Source organism: Olleya sp. NP1-10, assembly GCF_055804415.1.
Genome location: NZ_CM147840.1, coordinates 2543240 through 2556865 on the forward strand (window position 1 = coordinate 2543240; position 13626 = coordinate 2556865).

A 13626-nucleotide genomic window follows, 5' to 3' on the forward strand; every position below is an offset into this window, starting at 1 on the left:
CTATAGTTTAGTGAAAATTTCAGATGCTATTTCATCTTTAACAATAACATTCTTTGGACCTCCTGCGTTTTCACTTCTATTAAATGATAACAAAACATTGCCTGCTTTTTGATAATTATCCCACGCTTTTATAAAACGTGGTTTTTCATCTGTATATTTTCCAAAAAATGCCCATTGTTTTACCAAATAATCTTTTTGATCGATATAAATATGATATTTATTTTGAGGAGTAACACCTACGTTTTCAAATGTCATTTCTAACACGTCTGCCGAATTCCCATTTGGTAGTACTGCTGTTTGTAAATATTTTAAATGAACACCATTATCCTTTAACTTCCAAGGCATCGTCAACCAATAAGAATCATTAATCCACCATTTTTTTCCTGTTTTAAGTATTTTATCTAATTCCACAGAATCTGTAACTAACGCACCAGCTTTTGATGCTTTTCCTTTTCCTGAATTGATGTTCACAACCAGCGTTAATTTTTCGACAGGGTTTTCAATTCTAACATCTCCCGTCCATTTATCCCAAGTAAGCATTCTTTTTCCAAAATTCCATTGTATATAATGAGTGTTATTCCAATTCTCCATCCCTCCCATGGCTTCGAAAGATTGTTGAATTAATTGATCAATGTTTTTTTTATTATCCTTTTGAGCCTGAATTGTTATTGTTCCCAAAAGAATAAGAAGTGTAATTTTAATGTGTTTCATGATTAATATTTAAATGATTTAATTGAAGTTAATATCTAAAGAAAAAATAGATTTAAAGCTCTTCTATAGATACTGTAATTTTATATTAGACTTTATACATACTACTGTAGATTATTTTAACCATCCTCCTCCAAGCGCTCGATACAACTCTATAATAGCTTGTAATTCTTCTTTTTTATCTTCTACCCTATCTAATTGTGCTAATAATAAACTGTTTTTTGTGGTAAGCACATCTGTATAATTAGTAGTAGACGAATACTCTAAAAGAGCCTCGGTAAACTCTACAGATTTTTCAAGAGCATGTATTTGATGTGTTCTAGACGCTTGCTTTTCTTTGGTCTTGCTGTATGAATATAGGGCATTAGAAATTTCGGAACCAGCATTTAACCATGCTGCTTTATAATCGTAAAACGACTGTTTTTGAACGGATTTGTTGATTTTTAGTCTTGCCTTATTTTGTCCGTTGGCGAAAATTGGTTGTGTCAAACCTCCTATTAAATTATAAAAAATAGAATTGTCGAAAAAATTAGACAAACTTAAAGAAGATAAACCTCCGCTTGCTGTAATAGTTAAGGAGGGGTAAAAATAGGTTTTAGCCAGATTTACATCTTCAAAAGCACTTCTAAAAGTCATTTCAGCTTCTTGTATGTCTGGTCTGTTTCTTAATAAAGAAGATGGTACACCTATATTTAAATCATCATAAGCTACTTGTTCTTTTAATGTCGATCTTTCAATAGCACCAGGTAATCTGCCTAATAAAATAGATAATGCATTTTCTTGCTTCAAAATCGATATTTCTATATCTGGTATAGAGGTTTCTATTTCATATCTACTTGCTTCACTTTGTACTACTCCAGCCCCATCAACAACAGCTGATTCTTTAAGAAGTTTCATAGTTTCTTGGTCACCAATTCTATTCTGTAAAGTTTCCTTAGTTATTGCTAGTTGCTCATCTAATGTCAGCAAATTATAATATGCTGTGGCAATATCAGAAATTAACTGCGTTTGTACAGCTCTCGTGGCAGCTTCCGTCTTTAAAAAAGAAGCCAATACAGAGCGTTTATTGCTACGCAGTTTTCCCCATACGTCCAATTCCCAACTACTACTTAGTTGCCCAAGATAAGAAGTGGTATTAAAATTAAAACCGCTTACACCTCCTAAATTTAAGGCGGCTTCCGATGTTTTAGAGCGTGTTACATTAGCACTACCTTCCAAATTGGGTAGAAACTGTAATTTAGCTTCTACCAAACTTGCTTTTGCCTGATTGATATTTTCAATAGCGACTTTCAAATCGAGATTATTTTGTAAGCCTTCCTCAATAAGGTTTTGTAAAATTTCATCCGATATCATTTCTTTCCAGGGTAATGTGGCTATTGAAGTGCTATCTGTTATTAAAGTATCTCTGTAACTTTCAGAGAATTCTGCATCTGGTGTTACATATTTTTTATTCACCACGCCGCAAGAGCTCAAGACTAAGAGCATCATTACAACTGGAATTATATAATTTAAAGATCTATTTTTCATCTTTTATATTTTATTTAGTTAAGGTTGATTCGTCTCCGTCTCCCCAATCGTGATTAGTTACGCTAACTAATTTTTCTTGAAGTGTTTGGAAAATTATAAACAGTACAGGTATTACCATTACTCCTAATATGGTACCTATTAACATACCACCAATGGCACCTGTACCAATAGCTCGGTTTCCTACAGCACCAGCTCCTGTAGAAATCATTAAAGGAAGTAAACCAAAAATAAAGGCAAACGAGGTCATTAATATAGGTCTAAATCTTGCTATGGCAGCATCTATTGCAGATTGCACAATGCTTTCTCCTTCTCGTCTTCTTTGTATTGCAAACTCCACTATTAAAATGGCATTTTTAGCCAGTAACCCTATCAACATCACTAAGGTGATTTGTATATAGATGTTATTACTAATATCAAATAAATTTGCAAAAATAAGTACTCCTGATAATCCTGCTGGTACAGATAGTAATACAGAAATAGGAAGTATAAAACTCTCGTACTGCGCACACAATAAGAAGTATACAAAGATGAAGCACAGCATAAAAATATAAACCGTTTGACTTCCTGCAGAAATCTCTTCTCTAGTAATACCAGAGTATTCATATCCATAACCCGTTGGCAATACCTCTGCTGCAACTTCTTCTATCGCTACAATAGCATCACCAGAACTATAACCAGCATTAGGTGCACCACTGATTTTTGCTGCTGTAAATAAATTAAAACGAGCTAAACTTTGAGGTCCGTACACTCTTTTTAGGGTTATAAACTCTGTAATTGGCGCCATAACGCCATTACTTTTTTTAACTTTTATAGCATTTAAACTTTCAAGATTCGCTCTAAAATTGGGTTCTCCTTGATAAATCACACGGTATTGCTTTCCAAATTTATTAAAGTTAGAAGCATATACTCCACTTAAATACCCTTGCATGACACCTAAAACTCCGTCTACATCTAAACCTGCCAATTTAGTTTTAGCGACATCTACTACTACTTCGTATTGCGGAAACGTAGGGTCAAACGTTGTGCTAGCATACTGTATTTCTGGGCGTTTACTTAAGGCTTCAATAAAATCTTGACTAACATCATAAAGTGCATCTACAGTACCACCACTCTGGTCCTGTAACTGTACTTCAAATCCGTTGCTTAAACCAAAACCTGTAACTGTAGGTGGTGCAAAAAATATCATCCTAGCATCTTTTATATTAGCTGTTCTTGCAAATAACTGATTGATAATGTCTTGTACACTTTGGCCTTCTCCGGTTCGCTCATCCCAAGATTTCAGTTTTAATATAAACATCCCGTAATTAGAGCCAGTACCACTGATAAAACCACGACCAGTAGAACGTAAATATCCGTTTACTTCTGGTATATCTTCAATAATCTTTTGTAATTCATCTAAGACTTCGTCTGTTCGTTCTAAAGAGGATGCTGCAGGTAAACTCACATCGGCAAAAACAGTACCTTGGTCTTCATCGGGTACAAAGCCTGTGGGTGTGGTATTCATTAAGTATACAAACACCCCAATAAAAACAACAATAACACCTATAGCAATAACCTTTTTACGAATTAAGAAGTTTAAGACATTTTTATATTTTGAAGTTGTCTTTTCAAAGCCAACGTTAAACGCCATATAAAAACGTTGCAAGTAACTTTTTGATTGATGCGCTTCATGTGGTTTTAACAGTAAGGCACATAAAGCAGGACTCAAGGTTAAGGCATTTACAGCCGATAATATAATAGCAATGGCAAGGGTAATACCAAACTGTTGATAGAATACTCCGGAAGAACCACTTATAAAGGTTACCGGAATAAACACCGCAGACATCACCAAAGTAATAGAAATAATAGCTCCCGAAATCTCGCTCATGGCATCTATACTAGCCTTTCTTGCGGATTTATAACCAGAATCCAATTTAGCGTGCACAGCTTCTACAACTACAATAGCATCATCTACAACAATACCAATGGCAAGCATTAACGCAAATAGCGTTAGTAGGTTAATAGTGAATCCAAATACATTTAAGAAAAAGAAGGTTCCTACAATAGCTACAGGAACTGATATAGCTGGGATTAAGGTAGAACGCCAATCTTGTAAAAAGATAAAAACGACTAAAAACACTAGTAAAAAAGCTTCTATTAAAGTACTAATCACTTTAGAAATAGAAGCGTCTAAAAAGTCATTAGCATTGACCATTTCTGTATACTTTATACCTTCAGGAAAGTTTTTAGAAGCCTCCTCTAAGGTAGCTATAGATAGCGCAACAACCTCTTGCGCATTAGATCCTGCAGATTGCGCTATCGCCACACCTGTTCCAGGCTTACCATTAATGGTTGTTATTGAGCTGTATGATTGTGACCCTAATTCTACTCTTGCAACGTCTTTTAATCGTAAGATTCGTCCATCATCAGTAGTTTTAATAATGATGTCTTCAAAATCTGTAGCATTTTGTAATTTACCTTTGTATTTTAAGGTATATTGATAGGCTTGATTTCCTTGTAAACCTAATTCACCTGGTGCGGCTTCCAAATTTTGGTCATTAAGTGCAGTGGTAATATCAGCAGGAATTAAACCATAATTGGCCATTATATTAGCCTTAAGCCAAATTCGCATACTATAATCTCTAGAACTAAATGCTTGAGCACTACCAACTCCGTCTATCCTTTTTAATACAGGTATTAAATTAATTTCGGCATAATTCTGAATAAATTCCTCGTCATAATTATCATTTTCACTATACAATCCAAAAATAAAGACATTACTACTTTGTTGTTTTTTAGTAGTTACTCCAGATTGTACCACTTCAGAAGGTAATAAGTTGGAAGCTGTAGACACGCTGTTTTGCACGTTAACCGCAGCAATATCTGGGTCGGTACCCAATTCAAAATAGACAGAGATACTAGCAGAACCACTCGTTGCTGTAGAGGTCATATAACTCATCCCTTCTACCCCATTAATGGCCTCTTCTAAAGGAACAATAACACTATTTAAAACGGCTTCTGCATTGGCTCCGTCATAAGAAGCAGAAACTTGTACCGTTGGAGGTGCAATATCTGGATATTGAGATATGGGTAATGTGGTGATTCCAATAACTCCTAAAATCAATATGATGATAGAAATTACCGCCGAAAGCACCGGACGTTTGATAAATTTATTAAACATAATTTCTATTTTTTTATTTGGTAGTTGTTACTTTTTCAGTGATTTGTTGTAAGGCGCTTAGATCACTCTCTTTTACTTGAACCGGTTTTATGTCTTTACCACTAGATAAACCAGAAATGCCTTCAAGAACTACTTGGTCGCCAGTTTTTAGTCCTTTGGTAACTATATAAGCTTGACCAGAATTTGTAGCTGTTACTGTAATCTTAGTAGATTGTACTTGTGATTGTTCGTTTACTAAATAGACATAAACACCACCTTGAATTTCGAAAGTCGCAGATTGAGGGATTAGAAAAGCGCCTTCAATAGTTCTTGGCAATTGTATGGTAGCACTATTTCCTGTTCTCAATAAATTATCTGGATTGTCAAAAATAGCACGCACATTAAACGAACCGGTTTCTTCATCCACTTGACCACTAATCGTTTGTATTTTTCCTTTTTGGTCAAAAGCAGTATAATCCGGTAACAAAAGAGACACTTCATCCATATTTTTCAACAAACCTGCTTTTGCAAATTCTAAATACGTTTTTTCATTAATTGAAAAATAAGCATATACTTGTTTAATATTAGACACTGTTGTTAAGGGTTTAGTTATGCTACTACTTACTAAACTTCCTAATTTATAAGGCAACGACCCTATATAACCAGACACTGGGGCTATGATTTTTGTATAATTATTATTGGTTTGCGCATTTACGTAATTAGCCTGTGCTTGCTCTAAAGTGGCTTGAGATGCGGTGAGGGCATTTTCGGCAGACGTTAGTTCAAACTTGCTAATAATTTCTCGTTCTACTAAGGGTTTTGCTTTCTCTACATCTACCTGTGCAGAACTGACATTAGCCTTAGCACTACTAATAGCTGCTTTAGTACTTAAAAGTTCTTGTTGGTATTGTGGTGCATTTAAAGAAAAAAGAATTTGACCTTTTGTTACATATTCGCCCTCATCAACATATACTTTTTCTATAAACCCTTCTATTTTAGGATAAATTTCTATGTTTTCGGTACCCTCAATAGTCACAGGAAACTCTCTGTATAATCCAATGTCTTTTGGTGATACGGTTAGTACCTCATAATCTGCAATGACATTACCACGTTCCTGCTTTTTTTCACTATTACAGGATGTTAAAAACAAAGCCATAATAAACCCGATAGTGCTAATCCTTAAATTATTGTTTTGATGTTTCATATGATTTTTAGTTGATGTTTATTTGTTAGTGTAAAATTATCTAATGTTATATAGTCCCAATACAAATAGACTAATCCGGAATACACATCTAGATATAGTATAATGTTATAGACGGTTTTTTTGTTTCTTATGTGTTTACTGCATATTTTTTTACGATTAGTAAGGACACTATTGCAGCAATAACATCGCTAACAGGAAAGGCGATCCAAATACCTGTTAAACCATAATAATGATTAAGTAGGTATGCAATTGGTATAAATAAAATAATGGGTCTTAGCAACGCTAAAAACGTAGATATTTTATTCTTTTGAAGTGCCTGAAAATGTCTAGTAATTATAATTTGTACAGCATAAAACGGTATAGATACTGCAAAAATTCGTAATGCTATTTTTGTGATATCAATGACATTTTGATTACCATTACTATTTATAAAAACACGGGTTATTTGTGTCGGAAAAAGTTCTAGCACTATAAGTCCAATAATAGTAATTACACTTACTATTTTTATAGCCTTCTCTAGTGTTTCACGAGTCCTATCAAATCGTTTTGCTCCAAAATTAAAACTTATAATGGGTTGCATGCCATCACCTGTACCTAAAGCAATCATCATAAAAAAGACGTTTACTCCAAACAATATTCCCATGGCGGCAACACCATCTGTTCCTCCAGAATTTAATAACAGGTGATTAGCAAATACATTTTGAAAACTAATGGCTAAATCCATTAAAAATGGTGCTAATCCAACCATTAATATGGTGAAAATAATTGGTTTTTGTAGTCTTATATGTTTCCAGTTTAATTTTACAAAACTTTTTCCGCTCATATAATAGTGCATTAAAAGGATAGCATTTGTAGCTTGTGCTATTATGGTCGCTAAAGCAGCACCTCGAATGCCTAGATTACATATTTTCATAAAAACATAATCCAAACATAGGTTTATAATACAAGAAAGTACAATAAGTTTTGCCGGTAATTTTGGATTTCCTTCTGCTCTGCATGTAAATTCTAAAGCAAGAAAAAAACTAAGCGGAAAACCTAAAATAATAACAAATAAGTACTCCGTAGATAAATCTAATAAGGCTCCTGTAGCGCCAAATAATTCTAGTAAAGGTTTGTAATATAGTAGACCAAGCGATGTAAATAGCAATGTAATTAGAAAAATACCTAATATGGCGTTTCCTAATACAAGACTAGCTTTTTCTGGTTGAGATGCGCCTAAATATTTAGCAATTAAAATACCTGCACCACTACCAAATAATAACACAAATGCAAATTGTAAAAGATTAATAGGAAAGACCATAGTGACCGCAGATAATCCTTCTACCCCAACATATTGTCCTACAAAAATTCGATCCACAAAATTGTATAGCGCATTAATTAGCATCCCTAAAACTGCAGGACCAACAAAAATTAATAATAGTTTTAAAATACTATCTTCAGTGAGCGAATAGGTTGCTTTTTCAGATTGGCCGATATCTGAAACAGTTGTTCCTTTTATGAAATGCTTTATTTGCTGAATTTTTATTTTTAATATATTCATTCCAATCACTATAAGTTCTATAATGCAAAGATAGAGTAGCTAAAAACCTTAATAAGTATTATAATTTGTGTTAAATACATTATAATTTAAGTTTTTAGAGTGTTTTAGTATTAATTTTGAAGAAATTGTTAGTCTCATGAAAGTATACAACGACATCAATGCTTATTTTTTAAACTATACACAACCAGCAAATGATTATGCTAATAGTTTTTTTGTAAGAAAAATAGCGAAAGAGATGGATCATGTGGAACCTGATGATGAGTTTTGGGAACCACATAAGCGTGATTTTTTTGAGATTGCTATTCTTCAAACAAGTAATACCAATATCCAAATTGGTAATCAAACCATGAATCAGTTAAAAAATAGCTTAGCCATAGTTTCTCCATTTCAAGTCATTAATTATAGTGTAGTACCACCAAATGACGACTATGGTTATATTATTTATTTTAATGCTTCTATTTTTAATAATTTAAATCAATCTTATGGTCTCCAAAATGAATTTCCTTTTTTTAAAATTCATACCATGCCACTTTATCAACTTTTAGAAAATGATTTTAATAATATACTAAGTATCGCTCAAGAATTATATAAAGAATCAAGAAGTAAAGAGATACATAATTTTGAAATAGTTCGGTCTCTATTACTTATTTTACTATATAAAGTAAAACGTTCTACACAAAATAATAAAGGTATAGTTACCACTAATAGGTTTGATACTATTATGTCTAAATTTGAACAATGTATTCTTTCTAATAACAATCATTTTTTATCTGTAAACAAATATGCTTCACAAATGAATATTAGTCCAATTTACCTAACCGAGTGTGTAAAAAAAGCAACAGGTAAAAGTGCTCAGAAAATTATTATTGATTATAAAATGTTATATGCAAAAACACTTCTACATCAAATGGATAAATCTATAGCGGAAATAGCTTTTGCATTAAATTTTAATGAAGTAGCTAATTTTAATCAGTTTTTTAAGCGTAATATGGGGCAAACAGCCTCTCAATTTCGAAAAAAAGACTAGTTAAACCACATCAACACTGTTGTGTTTAGTTTACTTTTAGTTGAGAAAAAACAATCATTAGCGGCTCGTAAATTTGCTACAAGAATATGTTTTTTTAAGAGACTAACTTGTTTTTCAGATTCGCAAATACATCTGCAATTAAAAGCAATTCACCTTTTAAATTATGTAAAGTAAAACTTGTTGTATTATAGAATTTAAGGTTTTGATTATATCTGATATCTTACAAGCATTAAATTAACTTCAGCCCTCTCTCCTATTGATATTATTCAAAATATTATAAGATATTAATTAAACAATTGTATTGTCTTTCCAAATACTTTATAGAAGCATATAGTTTAGGTAGATAACGTAATGCCTTTAGGCATAGTCTTTTATTTTGAAAGGAACTTTTATATATTTCGACAAACAAAAAATCTAATCAAGTATTAACAACATAAAACCTACTAAAGCTTTAATATATAAAGAGCCTTCTCGCTTTTTGAAGACAATCATTACTCTCTATTAATTAAAGCCAATATACTTCAATAATATGAATTTTATAAAACACTTATTCGGAAAAAATAACGAAAAAGAAACAACTGAATTATCTCAAGGGTATTGCCCAAATTGTTGGGGAGATCAAGAGTATGATAACCTGATTAGAGAAAAATATGAAGATGCACAAATTACGGTTAACAATCACAACGCTAATTACGCATTTGTACAAGATTTTATAGTAACATACATGAATGGGATCAAACTAAAAAGTACCGTAAATGGTTTAGAATGTCCAACCTGTAGACCTAAAAACTAGCCTAAAAGCTAGCCTAAAAGCTAATTATAACAGTCTTGTTATCCTAATTATAGGATTATTTGTACCAGAAGGATTAGTTATTGCTTTTTAGCAGTTTAGTACATCTATAAATGTATCATTAAAAAATAACAATATAAATTAACATGAAAACTTTCAAGCCAACCAAAATAAGTATACTAGGTGTACTATTGCTAGTCAGTTACTTTGCTCTAGGACAAGAATTAAAAACCTCTGTCTTTGTAACCGCAAATACAGGCACTACAGATAACAATTCTGTGTTATCTCAAATTAAAGAGGAAGCTAAAACACTAGACAATTCAAAATTGCTAATACTCGGTAATGTTGTATCAAAATCAGGCTACTCAAAAGATGCAAAAACTCAAATAAGTTCTCAATTAGAGATCTTAAAATCATTTAATGGTAAAGTAATTTTTACACCAGGACACCACGAATGGGCTAATAATGGGCATAGAGATGTAAGAGCTATAGAAACGTTTATTCAAAAAAATAGTAAAGCTAAATTTTATCCGGATGAAGGTTGTCCTATCAAAAAAACGGAGCTTACCAATAATGTAGTTTTAATTACTGTTGATTCGCAATGGTATCTCGAAGATTGGAATAATCATACATACCTTAACCAAGATTGTAATATTAAAAATAGAACACAGTTTTTCTTAGAATTTGAGAGTATGCTCAAAAAATCTCAAGGTAAAACCATAATAGTTGCTATGCACCATCCCATTTTTTCCAATACTAAGGAAGGAATAATAGCCAGAACTGGTGGTGTGTCAATACACGATTTTCAAAATAAACAAAACACAAAATTCAGAAATCGTTTAATTACGTTAGCTAGGCAAACTAAAAATATATGCTTTGTTTCTGGGTATGACAAAAATTTACAATACATTAATAAATACGGTGTACCACAAATTATAAGTGGTGCTGCAGGTAAAACAAAAAAGGCGTCTTCAAAACATGAAAATGATTTTTCTTCAAATCAAAATGGATACGCACGTATAGATATTTTTAAAGATGGAGCTGTTAGTGTTACTTTTAAAGGTATAACAACACCGTATACAGCAAAAGTTATTGTTCCTATTAAAAAAGAAATAATGACTAAGTTTAAAGACAGAAACAGTTTTGGTGATACTTATACTGCTTCTGTATATTCCTCAGACGAAACATTTAAAAGTAAGACTTACAAGGGACTTTGGGGGAAACATTACCGCGAATTCTATAGTACAAAAGTCAATGCTAAAGTCGCTTTTATAGATACTTTAAAAGGAGGCTTAACCCCAATGAGACGTGGTGGTGGTCACCAATCCAAATCATTGCGGTTAGAAGATAAAGACGGTAAACAATACGTCATGAGGGCATTACGTAAAAGTGCTATTAAGTTTTTACAATCTACAGCCTTTCAAGATAAATACGTAGAAGAGGATTTAGAAGGAAGCTTAGCAGATAGTTTCTTGTCAGATTTTTATACTACTGCACATCCATATACTCCTACAACAATTGGTCCTCTTGCCGATGCTGTTAATATTTTTCATACTAATCCAGAGCTGTATTACATTCCTAAACAAGAAAGTTTAGGTGAGTTTAACGACCAGTATGGTGATGAGCTTTATATTATAGAAGAGCGTGTAGAATCTGGACATAATGATTTAGAAAGCTTTGGTCAACCTAAAAAGATTTTAAGTACTAGTGATGTGCTAAAAGAAATCAATAAATCAGGAAAATCTATAGTAGATGAATCGTCATACATTAGAGCACGACTTTTTGATATGCTTATTGGCGATTGGGACAGACACGAAGACCAATGGCGTTGGGCTCTTTTTGAAAACGAAGATGGTTCCAAAATATGTAAACCTATTCCAAGAGACAGAGACCAAGCGTTTTCGGTTTTTGATGGTAGCTTATTAGGGTTTCTACGTCGTGCCATACCTAGTTTACGCATGATGCAATCATTTGATAAAGACCTACCAAGTCCTAAGTGGTTTAGTTTTGAGCCTTACCCTTTGGATATGACTTTTATCAATCAGTCTAATTGGGCCGATTGGGAGAGAGAAGCTAAAACCTTGCAAACAGGGATCACAGATGATGTCATAGAAAAAGCCTTCAATAATGTTCCTGCTGAAATTAAAGGTCAAACTATCGAAGAAATTAAGCAAAAACTTAAAGGGAGACGCGGTAATATCGTGGCTATAGCTCGCACTTATTATGAGTATATAAATAAACACGAAGTGATTACAGGAACTCAAAAATCAGATGCATTTGACATTACAAGACATCCCGATGGTAAAACCACTATAGTCATACAAAGAAAAGATCTTGGGATTTTTGAAAGAACCTTTACAGAAGAAGAAACAAAAGAAATTTGGATCTATGGCTTAGATGGAAAAGACACTTTTAATGTTAAAGGAAAAGGAGATAATTTAATTTCCATAAAGATTATGGGTGGAAAGAAAAATGATACTTATAATTTCGAAAACACTAAAAAAGTCAAGCTTTACGATTATAAAAGTAAAGACAATACAATATTAAATAAACACTCTAAAAAATGGCTGGTAGATAACTATGCAGTAACTAATTACGATTATAAAAAACGTAAATACAGTAAAAATCAATTGTTACCAATTATAGGTGTAAACCCAGATGATGGTTTACGCATTGGTTTTACAGATAATTTTACAACATATGGTTTACAACGTAACCCATTTACCACAAGACACTCATTAAGTGCATCGTATTACACCGGTAATTCAGGGTATGATGTCTCTTATAGAGGAGAGTTTTCAAACATATTTCATAAATGGAATTTTGCTATAGAAGCTAAACACACCAGTCCAAATTTTGCACAAAACTTTTTTGGTTTTGGTAATGATACAAAATACGATAAAGATGACGTTGACATTGACTTTAATCGTGTTAGCATAAAAGAATGGAGTGCTGCCATTTCATTAATATGGCGAGGTAGAGATGGTGGTGCTTTTTATTTTAAACCATTATTAGAATCTTTTGAAGTAGAAAATAAATCGAATAGATTCATTAATACTTTACCGGCAACTGCTACCCTATTTAATAGGCAGACTTATGCTGGTGCAGAAGTTAATTATAGTTTCAAAAACAAAGATAATGCTTCTTATCCAACAATGGGATTAGATGTTGGTCTTACAGCTGGATATAAAACAAATGTAGCTGGTGGAGATGCTGATAATAAATTTGCTTACCTTAAACCTAGTATAGCCTTAAACCATAGGTTAAACAAAAGTGCTAGTGTAGTATTAGCTACAAAAATTGGTAGTGAAGCTGTTTTTGGTGATAATTTCGAGCTATACCACGCAGCACAATTAGGTGGTGGTGATAATTTAAGAGGTTTTAGAAAAGAACGTTTCTCTGGTAAATATGCCCTGTATCATAATACCGATCTAAGACTACTATTAGGTAAGTTTAAAACTAGCGTTCTACCTCTTAAATACGGTATCACTGGAGGTATTGACTATGGTCGTGTTTGGGTAGAAAATGACACATCAAACAAATGGCATAATAGTGTTGGTGGTTCTTTCTGGATTAGTGGCTTAGAAACTCTTACGGCTAACTTAGGGTACTACACTAGTAGCGACGGAGGAAGAATCGCTTTTGTATTAGGCTTCGCTTTTTAAATAAAATAGTAACTCATTCTTAAATC

At 32.8% G+C, this 13626-nt stretch carries 8 protein-coding genes; 3 read left to right on the plus strand and 5 right to left on the minus strand.

Annotation, left to right across the window (positions count from 1 at the left end; genetic code table 11):
- The 5 genes from AC0L4B_RS11955 to AC0L4B_RS11975 all read right to left on the minus strand — a co-directional run bounded on the left by AC0L4B_RS11955 (nt 1) and on the right by AC0L4B_RS11975 (nt 8118).
- Nucleotides 1–711, minus strand: a complete 711-nt coding sequence (locus AC0L4B_RS11955; protein ID WP_473437111.1) for a hypothetical protein — start codon at nt 709–711, stop codon at nt 1–3.
- Nucleotides 712–822: 111 nt separating this feature from the next.
- Nucleotides 823–2235, minus strand: coding sequence for an efflux transporter outer membrane subunit (locus AC0L4B_RS11960; protein ID WP_473437112.1), 1413 nt, complete (start codon nt 2233–2235; stop codon nt 823–825).
- A 10-nt stretch (nt 2236–2245) separates the two neighbouring features.
- Nucleotides 2246–5395: an efflux RND transporter permease subunit gene (locus AC0L4B_RS11965; RefSeq protein WP_473437113.1), complete on the minus strand. Its 3150-nt coding sequence runs from the start codon at nt 5393–5395 to the stop codon at nt 2246–2248.
- 13 nt (nt 5396–5408) lie between these two features.
- Nucleotides 5409–6578, minus strand: a complete 1170-nt coding sequence (locus AC0L4B_RS11970; protein WP_473437114.1) for an efflux RND transporter periplasmic adaptor subunit — start codon at nt 6576–6578, stop codon at nt 5409–5411.
- A gap of 127 nt (nt 6579–6705) precedes the next feature.
- Nucleotides 6706–8118 (minus strand): MATE family efflux transporter, encoded by a 1413-nt coding sequence (locus tag AC0L4B_RS11975; RefSeq protein ID WP_473437115.1) that lies wholly within the window; start codon nt 8116–8118, stop codon nt 6706–6708.
- A gap of 136 nt (nt 8119–8254) precedes the next feature.
- On the opposite strand from AC0L4B_RS11975, the gene AC0L4B_RS11980 reads away from it, so the two are divergent.
- From AC0L4B_RS11980 to AC0L4B_RS11990, 3 genes are all read left to right on the plus strand, one after another.
- Nucleotides 8255–9145 carry an AraC family transcriptional regulator gene (locus AC0L4B_RS11980; RefSeq protein WP_473437116.1) on the plus strand — a complete coding sequence of 297 codons (891 nt, stop codon included), beginning with the start codon at nt 8255–8257 and terminating at the stop codon, nt 9143–9145.
- 529 nt (nt 9146–9674) lie between these two features.
- The gene (locus AC0L4B_RS11985) at nt 9675–9938 is read left to right on the plus strand and encodes a hypothetical protein (protein WP_473437117.1); all 264 of its coding nucleotides are present in this window, start codon (nt 9675–9677) and stop codon (nt 9936–9938) included.
- 143 nt (nt 9939–10081) lie between these two features.
- Nucleotides 10082–13600: a metallophosphatase gene (locus tag AC0L4B_RS11990; protein ID WP_473437118.1), complete on the plus strand. Its 3519-nt coding sequence runs from the start codon at nt 10082–10084 to the stop codon at nt 13598–13600.
- The last annotated feature ends 26 nt before the right edge of the window (nt 13601–13626 follow it).